The 19,654-nt window shown below is 46.0% G+C and carries 21 protein-coding genes; 7 read left to right on the top strand and 14 right to left on the bottom strand.

The window, feature by feature from the left end:
- Positions 1 to 186: 186 nt before the first annotated feature.
- Complete coding sequence (locus VP504_RS23370) at positions 187 to 654, bottom strand: hypothetical protein (RefSeq protein ID WP_325894437.1); 468 nt, start codon at positions 652 to 654, stop codon at positions 187 to 189.
- Between the two features lie 197 nt (positions 655 to 851).
- On the opposite strand from VP504_RS23370, the gene VP504_RS23365 reads away from it, so the two are divergent.
- Complete coding sequence (locus tag VP504_RS23365) at positions 852 to 1,793, top strand: Dyp-type peroxidase (RefSeq protein ID WP_325894436.1); 942 nt, start codon at positions 852 to 854, stop codon at positions 1,791 to 1,793.
- Here the strand turns inward: VP504_RS23365 and VP504_RS23360 are convergent.
- Entirely contained in the window at positions 1,790 to 2,251 is a 462-nt protein-coding gene (locus VP504_RS23360; RefSeq protein WP_325894435.1) for an OsmC family protein, read from the bottom strand. The two genes, VP504_RS23365 and VP504_RS23360, sit on opposite strands and share 4 nt — an antisense overlap.
- Positions 2,252 to 2,421: 170 nt before the next feature.
- Between VP504_RS23360 and VP504_RS23355 the strand changes: the two genes are divergently transcribed.
- Entirely contained in the window at positions 2,422 to 4,344 is a 1,923-nt protein-coding gene (locus VP504_RS23355; RefSeq protein WP_325894434.1) for a methyl-accepting chemotaxis protein, read from the top strand.
- A 125-nt stretch (positions 4,345 to 4,469) separates the two neighbouring features.
- On the opposite strand, the gene VP504_RS23350 is transcribed toward VP504_RS23355, so the two are convergent.
- A complete protein-coding gene (locus VP504_RS23350) occupies positions 4,470 to 4,832 on the bottom strand; it encodes a RidA family protein (protein WP_325894433.1) in 363 nt (120 codons plus the stop codon).
- Between the two features lie 260 nt (positions 4,833 to 5,092).
- On the opposite strand from VP504_RS23350, the gene VP504_RS23345 reads away from it, so the two are divergent.
- Positions 5,093 to 5,674, top strand: coding sequence for a YceI family protein (locus tag VP504_RS23345; RefSeq protein WP_325894432.1), 582 nt, complete (start codon positions 5,093 to 5,095; stop codon positions 5,672 to 5,674).
- Between the two features lie 81 nt (positions 5,675 to 5,755).
- Here the strand turns inward: VP504_RS23345 and VP504_RS23340 are convergent, their stop codons facing one another.
- The 4 genes from VP504_RS23340 to nrdD form a co-directional block, all read right to left on the bottom strand.
- Complete coding sequence (locus VP504_RS23340; RefSeq protein WP_325894431.1) at positions 5,756 to 6,940, bottom strand: amino acid aminotransferase; 1,185 nt, start codon at positions 6,938 to 6,940, stop codon at positions 5,756 to 5,758.
- A gap of 137 nt (positions 6,941 to 7,077) precedes the next feature.
- Positions 7,078 to 7,611, bottom strand: coding sequence for an ATP-dependent zinc protease family protein (locus VP504_RS23335; protein ID WP_325894430.1), 534 nt, complete (start codon positions 7,609 to 7,611; stop codon positions 7,078 to 7,080).
- Positions 7,612 to 7,801: 190 nt separating this feature from the next.
- Complete coding sequence (nrdG, locus tag VP504_RS23330) at positions 7,802 to 8,266, bottom strand: anaerobic ribonucleoside-triphosphate reductase-activating protein (protein ID WP_325894429.1); 465 nt, start codon at positions 8,264 to 8,266, stop codon at positions 7,802 to 7,804.
- 10 nt (positions 8,267 to 8,276) lie between these two features.
- Positions 8,277 to 10,397, bottom strand: coding sequence for an anaerobic ribonucleoside-triphosphate reductase (nrdD, locus tag VP504_RS23325; RefSeq protein ID WP_325894428.1), 2,121 nt, complete (start codon positions 10,395 to 10,397; stop codon positions 8,277 to 8,279).
- A gap of 618 nt (positions 10,398 to 11,015) precedes the next feature.
- Here nrdD and VP504_RS23320 point away from each other — a divergent pair.
- From VP504_RS23320 to VP504_RS23310, 3 genes are all read left to right on the top strand, one after another.
- Complete coding sequence (locus VP504_RS23320) at positions 11,016 to 11,837, top strand: endonuclease/exonuclease/phosphatase family protein (RefSeq protein ID WP_325894427.1); 822 nt, start codon at positions 11,016 to 11,018, stop codon at positions 11,835 to 11,837.
- 127 nt (positions 11,838 to 11,964) lie between these two features.
- Positions 11,965 to 12,267: a hypothetical protein gene (locus VP504_RS23315; RefSeq protein ID WP_325894426.1), complete on the top strand. Its 303-nt coding sequence runs from the start codon at positions 11,965 to 11,967 to the stop codon at positions 12,265 to 12,267.
- 96 nt (positions 12,268 to 12,363) lie between these two features.
- Entirely contained in the window at positions 12,364 to 13,179 is an 816-nt protein-coding gene (locus VP504_RS23310) for a DUF2797 domain-containing protein (protein WP_325894425.1), read from the top strand.
- A 41-nt stretch (positions 13,180 to 13,220) separates the two neighbouring features.
- Here VP504_RS23310 and VP504_RS23305 read toward each other — a convergent pair whose 3' ends face one another.
- From VP504_RS23305 to VP504_RS23295, 3 genes are read right to left on the bottom strand one after another with little or no spacing between them, the layout of a single operon-like run.
- Positions 13,221 to 13,574: a hypothetical protein gene (locus VP504_RS23305; RefSeq protein WP_325894424.1), complete on the bottom strand. Its 354-nt coding sequence runs from the start codon at positions 13,572 to 13,574 to the stop codon at positions 13,221 to 13,223.
- A 17-nt stretch (positions 13,575 to 13,591) separates the two neighbouring features.
- Entirely contained in the window at positions 13,592 to 13,822 is a 231-nt protein-coding gene (locus tag VP504_RS23300) for a DUF3389 family protein (protein ID WP_325894423.1), read from the bottom strand.
- A gap of 2 nt (positions 13,823 to 13,824) precedes the next feature.
- Positions 13,825 to 14,253: a hotdog fold thioesterase gene (locus VP504_RS23295; protein ID WP_325894422.1), complete on the bottom strand. Its 429-nt coding sequence runs from the start codon at positions 14,251 to 14,253 to the stop codon at positions 13,825 to 13,827.
- Between the two features lie 196 nt (positions 14,254 to 14,449).
- On the opposite strand from VP504_RS23295, the gene VP504_RS23290 reads away from it, so the two are divergent.
- Entirely contained in the window at positions 14,450 to 15,259 is an 810-nt protein-coding gene (locus VP504_RS23290; RefSeq protein ID WP_325894421.1) for a M48 family metallopeptidase, read from the top strand.
- Positions 15,260 to 15,319: 60 nt separating this feature from the next.
- Here VP504_RS23290 and VP504_RS23285 read toward each other — a convergent pair whose 3' ends face one another.
- The 4 genes from VP504_RS23285 to VP504_RS23270 all read right to left on the bottom strand — a co-directional run bounded on the left by VP504_RS23285 (position 15,320) and on the right by VP504_RS23270 (position 19,586).
- Positions 15,320 to 15,748, bottom strand: a complete 429-nt coding sequence (locus VP504_RS23285) for a PAS domain-containing protein (RefSeq protein WP_325894420.1) — start codon at positions 15,746 to 15,748, stop codon at positions 15,320 to 15,322.
- 2 nt (positions 15,749 to 15,750) lie between these two features.
- A complete protein-coding gene (locus VP504_RS23280; RefSeq protein WP_325894419.1) occupies positions 15,751 to 16,758 on the bottom strand; it encodes a response regulator in 1,008 nt (335 codons plus the stop codon).
- Positions 16,759 to 16,961: 203 nt separating this feature from the next.
- The gene (locus VP504_RS23275; protein ID WP_325894418.1) at positions 16,962 to 17,636 is read right to left on the bottom strand and encodes a hypothetical protein; all 675 of its coding nucleotides are present in this window, start codon (positions 17,634 to 17,636) and stop codon (positions 16,962 to 16,964) included.
- A gap of 120 nt (positions 17,637 to 17,756) precedes the next feature.
- Entirely contained in the window at positions 17,757 to 19,586 is a 1,830-nt protein-coding gene (locus VP504_RS23270; protein WP_325894417.1) for a hybrid-cluster NAD(P)-dependent oxidoreductase, read from the bottom strand.
- Positions 19,587 to 19,654: the final 68 nt, after the last annotated feature.

Genomic DNA, 19,654 nt, shown 5'->3' with positions numbered 1-19,654 from the left:
TCTTGAGGAACGTTCTATTCCCTCGGAATTTAACGAAGAATTGGGCGAATTAAGGTCCTCTCTTTGGGCGGGTTGAACACTACTATTTTAGGTATATACATAAAGTTTTGAGTGTCATTTCTAAAATAGCATAGCGTTCCTCAGCTTTCTGAACCTGATTAGTACAACGATAAAAGACGCGATAACTCACCCAAACTCCGCCAAAACCCAAGCGCACACATCATTTGCAGTCAGTCTGTCTAGCTTCACCACAGAAAGGCGGTGTTTTTTGGCATGAGTCAACAATGCTGGCAGATCAGAAACAATGGTTTCATTGCATGACATATAAAGACGCTTTTTGGTTTCGACAGCAACTTCAATCAACTTGAGAAGATCAGTTGTTTTTAAAAGATGGGCATCATCGACGGTGATAAATGGGTAATCGCGTTGTACAATTTGCTGCCATTCGGCATCAGTGATGGTAGTGTCGCCTCCGCAGTAGGCAAGCGTGGCTTTGGAGATATCAATGGCGAAATGCATATCACCATATTGTTCAACCAGGAACTTGGTTTTATCTGAGCGGTTGGGGCCGACGATGAGGCTAATATCGTGAAGTTTTAGCTGGTTTTGAATCTTGTGCCAGAGCATGTTTTCCCTATATGCAACTGAATCCATTCTGAAAAATTTATCCTAGATGGGCATGTCGAATAAGTCTAATAATATGAATCTTTTATGTATGTAAAACGGGACATCAGCAAGCTTGTTGTGGGTTTTCCTCTATTATTTGCTGGCGTCTCAATAGTACCCCATACAGATACTCTTGGTTGTTCTATCCTCTCTGGGATTTCAAACTTATATCAACAGGAAGATGTATGAACGAGCTAGTGTCGCTGGCGCAACCAGGCGTATTGTCTAACCCAAGTACTCACGCTGAATTCCTGACTTTCTCTCTGAAAGATCAGTGGCTCAATATCGATCAAGTTAACGCGGCACTTTCACAGCTACCGGGTATTGAGAAATCTATTCGACAGAAAGACACATCCGCAGGTCTATCTGTCACTATCGGCTTTTCTGCCAACAGTTGGCCCATTTTGTTTCCCGATATACCAAAGCCTGCTGAGCTCCATGACTTCCGAGAACTGGTGGACGGCCCTCGCCTTTTCCCTTCCACCTCGGGCGATATTTTTCTGATGGTGAAATCAGAACGTAAGGATCTGAACTTTCAGGTCGCCAAATACGCAGCACGTGCCTTGGCGGATGTAGCAGAACTGACTGAAGACATTCAAGGTTTCAAATATCTGGATAACCGTGACATGATTGACTTTGTCGACGGTACAGAAAATCCATTAGATAAGGAACGCGCAGAAGCTGTGTTGGTGCAGGAAGGCAATGACAGCGAAATCGGAGGTAGCTATCTCACTGTGCAAAGGTATATCGACCGTCATCAGGATTGGGACGCTCTGCCTACCGAACAACAAGAAAAAGTGGTTGGTCGCACTAAGATGGATGATATTGAACTCAGTGACGATGAAAAGCCAGCTTGGGCACACAATGAGAAAAGTAAGGTGGAAGTGGGTGGCGAGGAAATTAAAATGTATCGCCAGAACCGTCCTTACGGCAATGCCATTGAACACGGTACCATGTTTGTTGGATTCGCGGCGTCTTCATCTGTAGTAGAAACGTCGCTCAAACAGATGATCACCGCCGATGAGAACGGCGATTACGACAAGCTGCTTGATTTTGTGGAAGCGAAAACAGGTACTAATTATTTCGTTCCGTCACAACGTTTTATCGATGAGCGATTTGACGATTAATCACTTTCAACTGTGATCTTGGTGGTCACAGAGTTGGCGATAAAACAATGCTTGTGTGCCAGTTTGTGCATCTTTGCCACCAGTTCAGATGTGGGTTGATTATCACCACAGAAAACAATCTTTGGTTTCAGTACCACATCCGTAACAGCTGTTCTGCCATTCTCTAACTCCCCCAACGTACCGATAGCTTCATCGGTATAGCTATCGACCGTAAAACGCTGTTTCTCCGCTACGGTTAGAAAGGTCATCATGTGACAACTGGAAATGGCAGCGATGAAAGCTTCTTCCGGATCGATGGCATCTTCCTTTGCCAGTTCAGGCATGACAAAGGGAGAAGGTGAAGCAACGACCTTTATTCCTCCATCAAATACCCATTCATGAACAAAGCTAGTCTGGTTTGTAATCTTATTCTTTGTATTTATACGCAACCACTTGATTAAAATTATATGTTTTGACACCTAAATTTCTCATCTTTAATACATTTTACCGATATTTGTTCGGTATTACCCAAATTTCTTGACACTCGAATCTAGAATTCATTCATGACGAAACATTTAGAAACATTTTACTTGCAACCACATTATTTCATTCCGAATTTTATTTCGAGGGTTCACAAGGAGTTCAAAGAATGTCTCTTCAACGTAAATTCTTTGCTGCCATAGCTACCTTAGGCATTATTGCCAGTGCTATTGCATTTGTACTGACCAATATTAACGAGTCCAATCACATCAAAGAAAGTGTGTATGTCCAAAAGGAAAACCTCAGCCATGATTTAATTGGCTTAATGGACACAACACATAGCCTGATAATGGAACGCGTTGGCGCTAGCATGGCGCTACTAAAGAGAGAAGGTCAGGAGTTAGGTCCTCCTCGTCTTGGTGAAAGCGTCACAGTCAACAGCAGAGAAGCTTTAAACCTCTATCTTGGTGGAAATCCGCAAGCTAATAACTTTGATCTTGTGGACAGGATAACCAGCACCATGGGGGGAACAGCAACTCTTTTCGCTAAAGATGGTTCTGAATTTGTGCGAGTCGCCACCAATGTCAAAAAGAAAGGCAAACGCGCAACAGGTACGATATTAACCCCCGGTGGCGCTGTCGATATGAAAATAAAAGCCGGGGAAGCCTTTTACGGAAAAATTGATATTCTCGGAGAACCTTACCTCACTGCTTATGAACCGATTTTCGACCAACAAAACTCAGTGATCGGCATTTGGTATGTTGGGTATTCAGCAGATTTAGAGCAACTGGCTTCTGCCATTGGTAAATCCAAGGTACTGAATAACGGTTTTGTTGCACTCTTGGACAATCAAGAACGCGTCAGAATGCATTCGGACTCCGTTGATACTGCAATGGTTGAACTGGCGCTGAATGTTAACCCAGACTTATGGTCAGTTGCTCGATTTCCTTATGATAAATGGGGCTACGAAGTCGTGATCGCCTATCCTAATGAGGACGTTTCTGCATTGATCTTCAAATCAGCGCTTAAAGCGTTCGCCGTTGTCGTCTGTTTTGTGATTGTATTCCTGCTGGTTAATTTTTTTGTAATGAAGCAAATTGTCGCCAAACCTCTTGATACCTTTATCGCGACCATTAAGGATATAGCGGAAGGTAAAGGTGACCTCACCAAACGGTTTAACTCTAATGCTTCAGATGAATTCGGTGTCATGGCAAGGCACTTCGATAAAGTTCTTGAAAGAATTCAAAATACCATCAAAGAGGTGATGGCATCATCGAACAAACTCTCTTCAGAATCTGAGGTACTCGCTGGCATTGCTGTTCACTCATCAACAGCAATGAGTAAACAGAATCAAGAAGTCGATCGTGCTGAAGACTCAATTCTAAAGCTAACCAATTCCGCCCAATCAGTCACCGACAGTGCAAATTCTGCCTCTGACGCTATCAACAAAGTGGACCAAGAAGTAGTGCGCGGTAACGCTGTGGTTCAAAACGTGATTTTGAGCTTGGAGAGCCAAGACGAATCCATGGCTAAGTCTACCACTGTCGTGAATGAGCTAGCCAGAGCAACAAGCGATATCAGTGGCATTCTTGACGTGATTCTCCAGATTGCAGAACAGACAAATTTGTTAGCACTGAATGCAGCCATCGAGGCTGCGCGAGCAGGTGAGCAAGGTCGTGGCTTTGCGGTAGTCGCCGATGAAGTGAGATCACTTGCCAGCAGAACGCAGGATTCGACCGGAGAGATCCGGGTGATGATAGACCGACTTCAAAACGGTACCCATGAGATGCTCTCGATAATGGAAAAGAACCGCGAAATTTCTGTCTCTAATTTAGAGGAAGCCAAGTCTGCGGGTGAAGTTTTAGAGCAAATTTTATCAGCTGTAAAAATGCTGACAGAGGCAAATGTTTCCATCAACAATGTCGCAAGCGACCAACATGTCGTGGCTGACGAAATTCACCACAACGTTTCTCAAATTGGCTCTATCAGTAAAGAAAATACTAAGTATATTGAAGAAACCCAAAAGGCCAGCGAATACCTTCGAATACTCTCGACACAAATGAACGATCAGCTCTCAACCTATCGTGTGTAAAGTTAAATTTGCTCTATCAAGATATATACCCAAACGACCTGAAGATGCAGGATTCAGGTTGTTTGGGTATACAAACGCCCAGCCGTTTTGCTGAGCGTTTGTATTTCAGGCGACAAGGCTCCAGGTTAACGGTACTCTTCGCCAGCAGCAGCTACAAACGCCATCTCAACTAGATAATCTGGGTCAGCCAGTTCCGCTTTCACACATGCTCGGCTTGGTGCTGTGCCTTCTTCAAACCAGTCATCCCAGACTTCATTTAATGCTTCGAGATTTGCAAAGTCAGTAATGTAAATCGTGACAGATAGAATTCGGGTTTTGTCTGCGCCCACTGTCGCCAACATTTCTTCTGCCTGTGCAAATATTTGTTGTGTCTGACCTTTGATATCTGCACTGAGGTCGCTTTCAGGCACTTCTACAAAGTTTGCAATGCCATTGAACACGGTCACATCTGACCAACGTTTTGTAGGGTTAATTCGATGTATTTTCATTAGGTTACTACCATATCTAGTTTGAAAACACATACTAGCATTTGATTGATATGTTCGTCATCTTGGTCAGGTTGAATTATCGCCACTTAAGTCGTCAGTTATTAGGATAAAAAACATCATTTCCACTGTTTTATTTCTGAATCACTTGAAACAGATAGTAATCAATCGAAAATTTAGAAAAGAAAAATCGAAATAAAAAAATTTACAAACTGTCTACTGTCAACAAAGATAAAAAGTCAATCAATAAAAAGGAATTAAAAATGAAACGTATGTCGTCGGCAATACTATTGGCTATGTCTTTATCACCTTCTCTCGCTCTTGCCTCGAACGATTACGCTTTAGACAGTAAAGCTTCATCAATCAGTTTCGCTACCATCAAGAAGTCTTATGTTGTAGAGCCTGCCAACCTAAGCGGTATTGAAGGCTCTGTCGACGCCTCTGGAAATTTCGGTGTTACTGCACCACTCTCTTCGATTTCTACAGGCATTCCTATTCGTAATCAACGTCTTAACGATCTTTTCTTTGACTCTAAGAAATTTCCTATGCTGAAAGTAGAAGGTCAGGTGTCCATGGAAGGTTTGGATAAAAACGGCACTCAGCTTCAACAAGTAATTCCGGCAAAGGTCACTCTGTTTGGTAATACTAAGGAAGTCACTCTTAACATGAATATTGTTAAATCAGGCGACAATATATTCGCATTCACCACCAAACCAGTAATTATCAGTGGTGCGATTTTTGGTATACCTAAAGAAAACCTAGAAGCAGTTTCAGAGACAGTCGGAAATATTGACATTTCCAGCACTGTGCCTGTCAATGTCAGCCTAGTGTTTAAAGAAAAATAAAGAAAGGAAAGGAAAAGAAATCTAATTAAAAAAACAAAGCCAGCAAACGCTGGCTTTATTTTTCATTAGAAGAAAATCTAATTATTTTGAAACAGCAATAAGCGCGTCAGCTAGGTAATCAATTCGAGTTTCGGTTAAGCCCGCCACGTTGATACGACTGTCACCGACCGCGTAGATACCGAAATCATCACGCAGCTTTGCCACTTGCTCTTGCGTCAAACCCAACATGGAGAACATGCCTTTGTGTTCTTTAATGAAGTCAAAGCGGTTGTCACCTGTGCGCAACGCCAATGCCGAACTCAAACCGTCACGCAGTGTGGTGATTCGTCCACGCATCACGTCCAGCTCGTCTTTCCATTGCTTGGTCAGTTCGTCGTTGGTCAGGATGGTTTCTACAATCGCAGCTCCATGATCTGGCGGCATGGTGTAAGTTGCGCGCGCGAGCTGAAGAATGCGTCCTTTCGCGTTGCCTGCTTCTTTCGAATTCCTCCCGATAACAATCGCTGCACCTGTACGCTCGCGGTAGAGGCCAAAGTTCTTGGAGCAAGACGTAGCGATGAGCATTTCTTCCACAGAATCTGCCAGGAGGCGCAAACCATTCGCATCTTCTTCCAGACCTTCACCAAAACCTTGGTAAGCAATATCGACAAACGGTGTGAAACCGTTCTTCTGCGCTAGTTCATTAATCGCCTGCCAGTGTTCAGGGCGGATATCTGCCCCTGTCGGGTTATGACAGCAGCCATGTAGCAGAACCACATCATCAGGCCCTGCATTTGCCAGTGCATCCAGCATAGCATCAGCATCCACCTGCTTGGTCACTACGTTGAAGTACGGGTAAAACTTAACCGTTAAGCCTGCCGCTTCCATCACCGGCTTATGGTTCACGTAGCTAGGGTCGCTTATCCAGACAGTGGTGATAGGTTTTGCCAGATACATCAGATCAGCCAGCATACGCAACGCGCCACTTGCACCTGGTGTTTGCACTGCTGCACTGCGCGAAAAACCATCTGTGCCTTTTAACAACAGGTTGGTCATCGCCTGGTTATAAGCTTCGCTGCCTGCCAAACCAACATAGCTTTTGGTAGTTTGTGAACCTGCCAATTGTTGTTGCGCTGCTTTCACCGCCTTCATAATCGGGGTGTTGCCTTGACTATCTTTATACACGCCAATACCGAGGTCCATTTTTTCTGCTCGGTTGTCTTCACGGAAAGCGATGGAGAGAGACAAGATCGGGTCTTGTTGCGCCGGAGATAGCAGATCTAACATTCGATAACTTCCTTATTTAACGGCTGTGCTGTTTGTTAATGAAGCTACATTACTAAATGTTGTTGAAGTCGCAACTAAAAAAGCGCATCTCAGTCAGATTGAAATGCGCTTTTGGCTGTAAATTCGTCAAGTGAGATTTACTGACCCAGATTCCCGGGTTTTGGTTGCACGTATTGACGGCTGACATCCACTACCGCGATATCTTTCAAATATGTGCGTCCCAACAGTACAGGGAAATTCAGGTGGTGCCTGTCACGCAGAGTAAATTCCGTGGTTTCAGTGACATCTCCGATGGTGATAGGCATTTCGACCACGTAACGGCGATCATAACCTTCGGCACTGGATTGGATAATATGTACTGTTCTGACAACAGGGAATTCCATCAACTCACTTTGTTTGCCGTCGTGTGCCAGCCGGAAACTCACCCATTCTTGCCCGTCACGATTGAATTTCTTGATATCGATAGCACTGATTGATGAGGTTGTTGCGCCAGTATCCACACGGGCTTTGGCAACAACATTGATGTCATCAACCCTCACCCACTCTTTTTCACCCATCACCAGCTTTCCGTCTTGTAGGTACTCATAGCTTTCAGAACTGTTCGCAGCATTCGCGAATGTCAGTGGACTCAATAAGAGAAACAATAAGAAGGCGGCAATACGTTGTTTCATTGCGATGTCCTTGTGGTAACGCCAAATTCATAGAGATGGACAATGCGCATTATCGAAAGTTCGTAACGACTTGAAAACTACACTAAGTATCTGAATTTCAGTTTAATACCAACTAGCAAATAACAACGCCGCAATTAATGAAGCGGCGTTACAAGGACACTAACAAATTTTAGCTGGCACTGTGTTAATATCACGTCAGACGGTGTACGACTTGATTCGAACTGCCTCGCCAAGGAAGTGAAGGATCTGCCAAATCTTTCTCGAATCTACCGTCCACAAGCACATCCACATAGTTCACCACTTCACGCTGTGCGTCGGAGAGGTTCGCCAGTGTATATCCCGTCCACATCCAAATGTCTTTGCCTTCGCATTCGTTTCTAACGCGTTGAACCAAATTCAACACGCTTATGAGGTTTGCTGGAAGCAAGGGATCACCACCAGTGAGAGACAACCCACGACGCTTGATGCGGGTATCATTTAAGTCTGTAATGATGCGATCTTCCATCGCCTGATCGAAAAACTCGCCAGACGATGGTGACCAGGTACTTTGGTTATAGCAGCCTCGGCATTGGTGTTCGCACCCTGACACAAACAGGGTGCAACGTGTGCCTTCGCCGTTAACTACATCAACCGGATAATACTGGTGGAAGTTCATTCTCGTTCGCTTACATGTGCTTAACGCGACGTTTAACTTCTTCCTGCTTGCCGTCGTTGAATGGGCGCGCATCCGGGCTGCCCAGGTAGCCACAAACCCGGCGAGTCACTGACACTTTAGTTGAGTCATGGTTACCACAGCTTGGGCAAACAAAGCCTTTGCTTGAGCAGTCAAACTCACCAGTGAAGCCACATTCGTAACACTCATCAATTGGCGTGTTCGTGCCGTAGTATGGAACGCGCTCGTAACTGTAGTCCCAAACGTTTTCCAGCGCTTCTACGTTGTGCTGAATGTTCGGATATTCGCCGTAGCAAATGAAACCACCGTTGGCGATAGCTGGATAAGCCATCTCGAAATCAATCTTGTCGTATGGGTTCACTTTCTTTTCAACATCCAAGTGAAAGCTGTTTGTGTAGTAACCTTTGTCTGTCACGCCATTCACCACACCGAACTCTTTGGTATCGATCTTACAGAAGCGACTGCACAAGTTTTCACTTGGCGTACTGTACAAGCTAAAGCCGTATCCGGTTTCATCTTTCCATGTGTCTGTTGCCGCTTTCAGGTATTTCACAATGTTCAGTGCTTTTTCGCGCAGTGCTTCTGAATCGTAAACGTGCTCTTCCACGCCGTACAACGCATTCATGGTTTCGTGAATACCGATGTAACCAAGAGAAATCGAGGCACGGCCGTTCTTGAAAATTTCACTCACGTCATCATCAGGGTTCAGGCGAACACCACACGCGCCTTCCATGTATAGGATCGGAGCAACGCGAGCTTTTACGCCTTGAAGACGGGCAATACGGGTGTCCAAACCTTCACGGGCAACGGCTAAGACTTCATCCAACAGTTTGTAGAAGGTTTCTTCACACCCATTTGCACGAATCGCAATACGCGGCAGGCTGATAGAAACCACGCCAATGTTATTGCGGCCTTCGTGGATTAGTTCGCCGTTTTCTTCGTATGCAGACAGAAAGCTTCGGCAACCCATCGGGGTTTTAAATGAACCTGTCACTTCTACCACTTTGTCGAAGTTCAGGATGTCTGGATACATGCGTTTTGACGCACACTCCAATGCCAACTTTTTGATGTCGTAGTTTGGTTCGCCGTCTTTCAGATTCAGACCAGATTTCAGGCTGAACACCAGTTTCGGGAAAACCGCGGTTTTGCGGTTCTTGCCCAGACCTGCAATACGGTTACGCAATATAGACTGTTGAATAAGACGCGCTGCCCAAGATTCACCCAAGCCAAAACCGAATGTGACAAACGGCGTTTGACCATTCGCAGTGTGCAGGGTGTTCACTTCATATTCCAGCGATTGGAAAGCGTCGTAACATTCTTTCTCGGTACGCGCAAGGGCGTAACCTTCCGCGTCAGGAATATCCCACTCGCGCGCCACCATCAGGTGTTTTTCGTAGCTGATTTCAACGTACGGTGCCAAGGTTTCATCAATACGGTTAATCGTTGTACCGCCATAAATGTGGCTGGCAACCTGCGCGATAATTTGTGCCGTCACTGCTGTCGCGGTCTGGATGGATTTCGGTGTGTCGATTTCCGCATTACCCATCTTGAAACCGTGCGTCAGCATGTTCTCAAGGTCAACTAGCATACAGTTGAACATTGGGAAGAAAGGTGCGTAATCCAGATCGTGGTAATGAATGTCACCTTGCTCATGGGCACGCACAACGGTTTTCGGCAGCATGTACTGCTTGGCGTAGTGTTTCGCCACGATACCTGCCAGAAGGTCACGCTGGGTTGGGATCACCTTGCTGTCTTTGTTCGCGTTTTCATTGAGGATGTCGGAGTTAGTTTGCTCAACCAGACCACGAATTTCATGGTTCAGACGGCTTTTCTTCTCACGAATGCTGTCACGATCGTGTCGGTATTCAATGTATGCACGGGCAACCGCCTTGTATGGCCCTGCCATCAGGTGGTTTTCAACCGCATCCTGAATTTGATTGATATCCACTTCATCGCTGCGCATAAACTGCGCGAGCACGCCATCTGCGACTGCTGCTGCATAGGCTTGATCCATGTCTTCTACTGCAAATGCCGCGCTCAGTACCGCATCCTGAATGCGGTGGCGCTCGAACGGTACGCGGCCTCCATCGCGTTTGATGACAACAGGTTTCACAAATAGCTCCTCAACAAATCGTCCCTCTGTAACTACAAGGGAAAGAAAATCAGTGGCAAGTAGTCGTCACATCCGGGAAAGTAGTCAGCCATATCGATGAAAAAGCTCGCCATTTCGCGTTACTTGACCGATATCGAATAAGGTTCCAGCAAGATCCAATCGACCTAAACGAAAATGTGAATGACGCCAACAAATACCAAATATGGGTCAATTCAAAGACAGGACTACAATATGTAGTGCATTAGACCGTCGAGCCGCATACGTTACTTTGATTTAGATCATGGCTGGAAGGAATGCGATTTTTATCTATTCGATTAGTGTGGACAAACTTCAAGAAATGAAAAAAGACTGTCAAATTTTGCTACAGGCCCCCCAATTTCTTTATGTCGTAAAAACCGTACGATACCGTATGCACTACTATGCGCTTGATGACCTTGTATTTTCTAACTCACAGCGCTCCTATTTAAGCACAATCACTTAATGAACTCAGTAAAGGCTTCAGCACACCCTATTTTATTCGAGCGAACGATATGTTCATGGCTCGGTGTTATTGTGTCTTTGCTTTTTTTGTTCAAGGTATCCAGCGCCTGTGCAACGCTGTCCATAGCGACCTGGAATATGGAATGGTTAAGCGATAAGAATGACATAATTCAGAGTAAGCGAACCGCAGAAGACTATTTAATGATGGAGACAATATCTTCCATTATTGATGCTGACCTAGTTGCCTTTCAGGAAGTCGATAGCGAAGCCTCTCTTGAGAACGTGTTAAACGCTGATGACTACAATTTTTATTTCTCAGATCGCGCTAAGTACTTCAAGAAAAGTCGTGCCAGCCAGCAGTTTACAGGCTGGGCGGTGAAGAAAGGTATCAAGGTGTTCGACCATCCAGATTACCAGCCCCTTGGACTGCCAACTTTTCTTTCGAGAGGCGATTTACGTTACGGTGCTTACATTGAGGTCGTCCGCGAGAACCAACCTTCGTTACATATGCTTTCTATTCACCTCAAATCGGGCTGTTTCGAAACCCCTGTTCGCCGCAATAACAGCTGTAAGAAACTCGACAGGCAAATAGAAGCTCTCGGTATTTGGATTAATGCCCGGCTCAAACTTGGCCAGGAATTCGTCGTGGCCGGGGATTTCAACCACTACATGAACGAAAATAGTGAGTGGGTCTGGAAGCAGCTTGGCAAGGAGGTCGGCGAAGAGAATATGGTGAGGCTCACCAAGTACACCGATGCCAAATGCAAGGCACGAAAATACAACTATCGCACCAAACGTTGGGAACATGTTGTCTATCGCAAGCTGATTGACCACATCATTGCCAGCCCAGGTGCATTGCCTAAATCCGCCACGCCGAAAGCACGTCAATATCAATACTCCTACCACGCAGTCGCAACATATCGCCTTTCAGATCACTGTCCTGTGATTGTCGACTTGTAAGTTCCGCGAACTTCACGACAATACCCTCTTTTTTTTGCGGCGCTTTTAAGTCGCTCTGACCTATCACTGACAAAACTCACAATGACCGCTTTACAATACGGTAAAAAAAGAAAGATGGAACATCACTATGAAAGTTTATAAGGCTCCTTCGCTTGCCGCTGCCCTGCTCGTATCCCTACCTACCCTCGCTGCACCGGAATTAGTCCCTGCCACCATGCTCGATTATGGGCACTATGAAAAAGTGGAAGAAGTGATCATTCATGGCGATATCAATGAAAACATCATCAATTTGGCCGAGAACAATCTGACAAACAAAGACGCTGACCTGTTCGTGATTGACGAAATCAGCGAGGACATCGACCACAATATATTGGTATTAAATGTCTCTTTATATAACGACCTGAATGACGGATTGGTAAAGGCTAACTAAAACCCATTCTGTCAGTCATCTCTTCCTGTGCCGCGGTTTTTCTTCACAAGTATTCGTTGTAAAATCTCGGCACGTGAAGGACAACAATAAAACACAATGATTACTGGCACTCTGAGCAAAATGAAAAGTACGCTGGACAACGGCGTCAACTATTCCCTTCCTGTCGGCGACGCCGACATTTCTCTCAACTCACTGATTGGTAAGTCTCTTAAACTAACTCACACAGGCAATATCTATTGCGATGCCTGTGGCAACAAAACCAACAAGAGCTTCAGTCAGGGTCACTGTTTCCCTTGCACCAAAAGACTGGCGCGGTGCGACATGTGTATCCTGAAGCCTGAAACCTGTCATTTCGCAGAAGGTACCTGCCGTGAGCCTGAGTGGGCTGAACAATTCTGCATGACAGACCATGTGGTATACCTTTCGAATACATCAGGTTTGAAAGTCGGCATTACGCGTGCGAATCAGATCCCAACACGTTGGATTGACCAAGGTGCTACACAGGCACTGCCCATTCTCAAAGTAAAAAGCCGTCACCTGTCAGGCTTGGTGGAAATTGCAATCGCGGAGTTTCTGGCGGATAAAACCAACTGGCGCGCGATGCTGAAAGGCGACAATGTCGAGTTGGATTTGCATGAAGATGCGCGACGACTACTGCCCCAAATTGATGCCAAGATCTACAGTCTTCGCCTGCAATACGGTTTTGATGCCGTTGAGCCGATTCAGAATGACATCATTGATATCAGTTTTCCGGTGACGGAATACCCAACCAAGATTACGTCGTTGAACTTCGATAAAGATCCTGTGGTTACCGGCGTACTGAAAGGCATTAAAGGCCAGTATCTGATCTTCGATACCGGTGTAATTAATATTCGAAAGTTCACCAGCTATGAAGTGACAGCAGAATACTAGTTGAGGGACCCTCTTCCATAAGGAAGGGGGGCTTTTCGAAACTACTTCAATGTGACTTTAAACTGCTTTCCACCCCAGCCATGCAGGCTGTCATGCGCTTCGACGTTCACTTCTGCAATATCATCCGGAATCATTACACCTGAAAGGCTACGGGTGAAGGGCTGCTCGTTGACATGGGGATGGTGGAGCACCCGCGTTCCCAGCACTTCGCCCTCTGCGGTGACAACACGCCAGGCATCCGCATAGTGATCCCAGCCTTTGTCTGCATGTGCGACTGTGGCAGAAAAACGGTAAGACTCACCACTTTTAGTCGCGGTTGCATTCACCACATCGGCCTTTCCAGCCCAGGTGGTTCCCGCCAAGAACATTAAACTTGCGGCGACCAATCTTTTCATCTTTCTTTCCTTCTTGTTTAACGTTTAATGGCGATCCCTGTCGCTTCTGACACTGCAATCAGGTTTTCTTCCGAGCCCAGTGACAAACTCCATTTAACAGTGCCGCCATTAGCAATCAACATACATGGTTCGCCCAGCAAGCTGATGTCGTCAGTTTGCGCCTGAAGCGTCATCTGGTTTTCCTGAAGCTTCACCATCACTTCATGCATGGTGGCGATAATACGGCCACAGGGAATAGTAATGACCATATCTATTTCCCTTTATGCTGAAGCACTGCGATGGTCAGGCGGCTGGTACACACTAAACGGCCGCGCTCGTCAGTAATTTCAATCTGCCATACCTGCGTCGTCGCCCCCATATGAATGGCTGTGGCTGTACCGGTCACAGAGCCTGAACGCATCGCACGAATGTGGTTAGCGTTAATATCCAGACCGACACAGTACTTGTTTTCTTCCACAGCCATATTAGCGGCCAGCGAGCCAAGGGTTTCGGCCAGCACGACTGACGCGCCACCATGCAGCATTCCTAAAGGCTGATGTGTTCTTGCGTCTACAGGCATGGTGCCCGTCAGGCTGTCATCACTGAATTCGGTGTAAACAATACCGAGATGTTCAACCAAGGTATTTTTCGAAGTGGCATTCAAGCCTTCAAGCGAAATAGGTTTCTTCCAGATAGACAAAACAGTTCCCTTCGATGATTTTTTAGTTTTGGGTTGTTTGGGTGTTGCTATTATCTTTGTTGTCACTTTCTTTCGCTACTGGCTTTTGTCGCAATCGGTGACATTTAAAGTCTTCTATTAGTCTTACTTGTTTAACTCAGACCTATGAATCCTTTAAGATATAGCTTGTAGTATTAAGGACTTAAGGAGCATCTATATGAAGATCAACAAGTTCAAATATACAGCTTCTGCTGCGCTGTTGAGTGCGTTGATTGCTGGTTGCACAACATCACCAACTGGCCGTAGCCAGTTTATTCTCGTCTCGGGAGCGGAGATGGCAACGCTAGGTGCGCAGTCTTTCTCTGAACTGAAGAAGAATGAAAAAGTCAGCACAGACAAAAAGACCATCCAATACGTTCAGTGCGTTACAGACGCTATTTTAGAAGTCACTCCACCGCAACCCGATTTCGATAAATGGGAAGTGGTCGTTTTCGACAGCGATCAGGTCAACGCCTTCGCTTTGCCTGGCGGTAAAATCGGTGTGTATACCGGGCTACTTAAAGTAGCAAAGACGCAAGATCAACTGGCTTCAGTCATCGGTCACGAAATTGGCCATGTGATGGCAAACCATGGTAGCGAACGCGTTTCCAGCTCACTGGCTGCCAACAGTGCCCTTCAAATTACCAGCATTGCACTTGGCGCCTCCGGAACTGCTGATGCTGATCTCATCTTGGCAGGCTTGGGTGTTGGTGTGAACGTGGGGGTTTTGTTGCCGTTCAGCCGTACTCACGAATCTGAATCAGATTTGATTGGCGTAAGACTGATGAACGAAGCAGGCTTCGATCCTAACCAAAGTGTTTCCTTATGGCGCAATATGTCGAAGGCTTCGGGTGGTGCGCCGCCGGAGATCCTTTCCACTCACCCGTCACACGACACCCGAATTGCTGACTTACAAGCAGCCATCAGCGAATTACCCTCTCAAACCCGCAAAGCACCAAACTGTGGTAGCCCGAACCTGTTTGGTTAGTAAAATCTCACCAACAAAAATGCCAGCGACAACGCTGGCATTTTTTCGTTCTAACGGCTGTTATTCAGAAGCTAGAGCTTCGCCCGTTACATCAGCTACTGAGATAAACATGTGCTGCGCTTCACCGCGCATATTCACCATAGGGTTCAAGGTTACATTCTGATACATGAAGCTAGCCTGTCCAGTGATCGGACGAACATTTCGGCAATAGAATAGATAAGGACGTTGTTTCCAAACAACAAAGCTTCGGCATTTCAATTCAAATACCGGGCGGCATTTGGCACGGAACCAACTTTCAGGAACCTCTGGAAACACATCGAACAATGATTGCCCTTTAACCTTGTTTGGATGTTTGCCTGTGTGGTGCACCATAAAGCCATTCCACATATGGATATTAAAATCGCGGTCGACGACAATCAAACCCATGTCGATATTCTGAACCATATCGACCATCCAGTTGAATTGTTCAAATTCTGGTGAGTCAATCATGGTTACTCCTCGTCATCCATTAAGTAAGCCAGTTTTGCATCCAAAAGTGGCAAGGATTCGTCGACTAACAGCAGCAGCAAATCACACTTGATGTTGGTGCCATCAATGGCATAACTCACTTCAATCGTCACTGTGCGTTTCCACTTGCTACGCATTGTTTCCGCAAGCTTTTCAACCGACTGGTGTTGACCAATAATAACAGGATAGCTTTGCGCGAACACCAGACCTGCTTGCTCACCGACCCCCCTCAGGAAAGCACTAATCAGCACGTTACCGACATCGACCAGCACTTCGAGATTATTATTGACGCTGCCATCATCCGGATAATCCAGAATATCCAATAGGTCTTTCATCGAAGAGTCTGAAATCAACATCAGAGCCTCTCCCGCGAGACCTTCTCCGCTGAAACCCTGACAAATGCCATTCATACTATCATTGTTGGCGAGATGTTTGATCGTCATTGTCAGTTCACTTACCTCAAGCACATTGACCTGAGGCAAAGGCATATGAACAAACACGTCAAAGTACCGCGCAAGCGAATCTGCTGCCTGCCCCATCGCCAAGTTAACCACTTCCATATATATTTCCCGGCGACCAACTTTCATATCCTCTGACAATTCAGTGGGTTTATGTGGTGCAGAAGGTTCGCTGCTTTTGAATGGCTCTAGAAGCTCGACGAGTTTCTCCTGACTAACAGGCTTTTTTACAAAAGCCTTTGCGCCCAGAGAAATCACCCTATCTTGTGCTTTCGGTTGGATATCGCCTGATACAACAAAGACGGGAACATTGATGCTATTGGATCGCATCACTTCCAGTGTTTCGTAGCCATCCATTTCCGGCATGGTTAAGTCCAGAAACATCACATCAAAACTGGAAGACTGTAGCTGTTCAATGGCCACTTTGCCGTTTTCCGCGAACGTAATTTCTGCATTAACAAATTCCGGTAGCGACCGCGCCAGTTGCTTCCTTGCCAGTGCAGAGTCATCGGTAATTAATACTCGGGTTGTCAAAATCTCCACCCCTAAATTCGGCTGCGTATTCTATTGATTAGTATTTTTGCCATAAGCAAGGCTGCGAAATATAACGCAATTTTCAAAGAAATATGACCTTACTCCCATAAGCATAGTTGTTAAACAGGCCTGTTGGTCTCAGAGGGAGTAATTTAATGCGATAGGGAGATAAATTGGTCGCGTTTCGGCTCTCCCAATCCGGATTATGGATAGTCAGGAAGCGGCACATTGCCAAAGGCTGCAAGTTCCCTTTTCACTTTGTCGAGATCTGAGCTCATATGGTCAAATTGCTGGATCATTGCGTTGTTCTCTGCTTTCTGAGAATTGAAGTTGTCGCAATCATTTTGGGACACCTTGTTCCAAGAATTGCCTTTCTTATACTCCGAACATGCTTTTTGACTAAGCTCAAGTTTATGTGCGCCCTTCAGTATCTCCTCGTTCAGATCGCCCAAGGTTTTAGTCAATTTATAGCGTTCTTCGTACAAAGCATCTGTATCTGTCACCCGCTTTTTCAGTTGTGCTATCGCCACTGACTGGGCTTCCATTTCCTTTTCCAACGCATCGGTTTTACCTATATACGCTTTGGACTTTTGTCCCAACGTCGCTTTAAGCGCAACAATTACGGTATCTTTATCTTCAATTTGCTGGGTCAGCGATTGAGTGCGCTCAACCGCTTCTTCAACTTGGCTGTTCAACTGAGCCAATTTTTCCTGCGCATTTTCCAGCGCGAGTTGTGACTCGGACAACGCTGTTTTCACACCATTCAATTCTGCACTGATGCCGATTTCAACGGAAGACCAGTGATTCCAGGCCACTAAGCCACCTAAAAGCAAACCAACCGCAAACAGCAATGCACCTTTTTTATTTGTGCTTGTCATTGTTTGTTCCTTGCAGCCGTCACTGGCTAATCCCAAAAAAATAAGTGCCACCATGATAGCCTATGGTGGCAGTTATTAATGTTAGCTGATGGAAAAAATCTTTAGTTTTCCGCTATCTGCTTAAGGTTTGACCAAAGTGACGTCACCTTTTGGAATACAACAACATGCGAGCACAAGACCGTCTTCTTTCTCACCCGGGAACAGAGCCGGCATATCTGGTTGTTCTACTTCACCTTCGACCAAGCGAAGCTTGCAGCATCCACAAACGCCTGCGCGGCAGCTGTAATCGACATAGACACCTGCCTCTTCTGCCTGAACCAAAATCGGACGCTGGTTTTCACCGCGGATGAACTCACCTTCAATGTTTATGTTCACTTCCATCGCTGGCGCGTCATTGCCCACTGTTGGTGGTGTGAAGAACTCCTGGTGGCGTTTGCTTTCGGGCACACCCAAGGCTCCAAGTAGATTCATGGCGGACTCCATAAACCCTTCAGGACCACAAACAAAGACTTCACGTTGAGTGAGTTTAGGCACTAATGCGAGATGCTCCTGGCTCAAGCGGCCAAACATTCCCTGCCAATCCGCTGCAGGCTGACTGAGTATGGTCATGACTTTTAGACCCGCGTGCGCATCTTCCAATGATTTCAGTTCATCCGCGAAGGGAATATCTGCTTCTGTACTGCATTGATGCAGGAAAATCACATCATTGATTTCGTTGTTATCTGCCAGCGCACGAAGCATCGACATCATGGGTGTGACTCCGCTACCACCAGAAAGAAAGAGCAATATCTGACGCTTGCCTGAATCATCACTTAGGTGGAACTGACCGTCCGGTTGCTGTGCTTTGATTTTGTCGCCGACTTTTAGATTGTCGTGAAGCCAGTTTGACACCAGACCACTATCGACACGTTTAACGGAAATCGATAGCGTTTCGGGACGAGTTGGCGAGGAAGACAGCGTATAACGACGCTGGATGCGTTCGCCATCAATATCCAATTCAATAGGAAGATGCTGACCGGCTTTGTAACTTGGTAACGTGCCTTGCTGGCTAGTAAACCAGAAGGTTTTAAAATCTCGTGCAACCTCTTCAACTTCGCTGCATTTGAGATTTAGCTTTGGCGTAGTGTTGTCTTCGTAGACTTCTGGCTCACGGTACTCGAGGACTTTGATCTCATCGTCTGCAGAAATCAAACCTTCATTCAGCGCAACCAAATTCATGCCGAAATTCACGTTGCCGTCTTTGTCGGTGCGGAACTGGCTCAATGTGGTGATAGGTTCGCCGTTCGCACGGAATCGACCGCTTTCCAGATCCAGCGTGGTGAACACACAACGACTGCAAGGACGGTCAACTTGAAACGTCACACCACCAATACGGATTTTCTCCCAGCGGTCTTCTTCAAACGCTTTACAACCGGTTGCGACAATGTTGGTTCGGAACTGATCCATGATGTGTTTATCTGGCGAGCGCTCGTTCAATGCTTCGAGAGAGGCTTCTGAAATCACCAAAAGCGGATAACCATCAGCAAAACTCACCTGGGTTTGCGCACTTTGGGAGTAACGCGGCGACGATTCTTCGCCCGTAAACAGCAATTGCTTATTTCCACCTAACAGGTGACTGAACCAGGCATTGGCGGTGGATGTGGTGGAGTAACCCGCGAACTCGTCTTTCCAGACGCCCGTTTGCACTTCACTCATGGAGAATTGAGAGTACTTCAACACCAAAGGAGACATGGTGGAATGGGTAAGCGTAATACCATTGGACTGAATAGCGACTGACACTTCAGTCAGCTTTGGCTCGGTGCGTCCGGTGACCATTTTCCCCGTGCTATCCGTCACCATAAAGCGGCGATCGAAACTCAGGCCAATTTTTTCAACCCAAGCATTAGAGAGCGAGATGCCTCCTGCCGATTTAACGGGAAATACATTTATCTGGCTGACTTTTGTGCTCACGCTGACTCCTTTCTTATATGTAAACGCCGATTCCGTATTGTACAGAATCGGCGTTTGATTGCTCCAAC

Origin of the sequence: Grimontia sp. NTOU-MAR1, assembly GCF_035758505.1 — a bacterium.
In the GTDB taxonomy this organism is placed as follows: Bacteria; Pseudomonadota; Gammaproteobacteria; order Enterobacterales; family Vibrionaceae; genus Enterovibrio; species Enterovibrio marinus.
Note: the sequence above shows the minus strand (reverse complement) of the source record. Positions and strands in the feature narration are given on the sequence as shown.

Excerpts from the sequence above, each read along its gene's own strand:
- VP504_RS23345 (WP_325894432.1), top strand. The coding sequence starts at position 5,093 with ATGAAACGTATGTCGTCGGCAATACTATTGGCTATGTCTTTATCACCT.
- VP504_RS23300 (WP_325894423.1), bottom strand. The coding sequence starts at position 13,822 with ATGGTCATTACTATTCCCTGTGGCCGTATTATCGCCACCATGCATGAA.
- nrdG (WP_325894429.1), bottom strand. The coding sequence starts at position 8,266 with ATGAACTTCCACCAGTATTATCCGGTTGATGTAGTTAACGGCGAAGGC.
- VP504_RS23340 (WP_325894431.1), bottom strand. The coding sequence starts at position 6,940 with ATGTTAGATCTGCTATCTCCGGCGCAACAAGACCCGATCTTGTCTCTC.
- VP504_RS23290 (WP_325894421.1), top strand. The coding sequence starts at position 14,450 with ATGAAGATCAACAAGTTCAAATATACAGCTTCTGCTGCGCTGTTGAGT.
- VP504_RS23275 (WP_325894418.1), bottom strand. The coding sequence starts at position 17,636 with ATGACAAGCACAAATAAAAAAGGTGCATTGCTGTTTGCGGTTGGTTTG.
- VP504_RS23305 (WP_325894424.1), bottom strand. The coding sequence starts at position 13,574 with ATGAAAAGATTGGTCGCCGCAAGTTTAATGTTCTTGGCGGGAACCACC.
- VP504_RS23310 (WP_325894425.1), top strand. The coding sequence starts at position 12,364 with ATGATTACTGGCACTCTGAGCAAAATGAAAAGTACGCTGGACAACGGC.
- VP504_RS23315 (WP_325894426.1), top strand. The coding sequence starts at position 11,965 with ATGAAAGTTTATAAGGCTCCTTCGCTTGCCGCTGCCCTGCTCGTATCC.
- VP504_RS23370 (WP_325894437.1), bottom strand. The coding sequence starts at position 654 with ATGGATTCAGTTGCATATAGGGAAAACATGCTCTGGCACAAGATTCAA.
- VP504_RS23350 (WP_325894433.1), bottom strand. The coding sequence starts at position 4,832 with ATGAAAATACATCGAATTAACCCTACAAAACGTTGGTCAGATGTGACC.
- VP504_RS23320 (WP_325894427.1), top strand. The coding sequence starts at position 11,016 with ATGGAATGGTTAAGCGATAAGAATGACATAATTCAGAGTAAGCGAACC.
- VP504_RS23285 (WP_325894420.1), bottom strand. The coding sequence starts at position 15,748 with ATGATTGACTCACCAGAATTTGAACAATTCAACTGGATGGTCGATATG.
- VP504_RS23335 (WP_325894430.1), bottom strand. The coding sequence starts at position 7,611 with ATGAAACAACGTATTGCCGCCTTCTTATTGTTTCTCTTATTGAGTCCA.
- VP504_RS23355 (WP_325894434.1), top strand. The coding sequence starts at position 2,422 with ATGTCTCTTCAACGTAAATTCTTTGCTGCCATAGCTACCTTAGGCATT.
- VP504_RS23365 (WP_325894436.1), top strand. The coding sequence starts at position 852 with ATGAACGAGCTAGTGTCGCTGGCGCAACCAGGCGTATTGTCTAACCCA.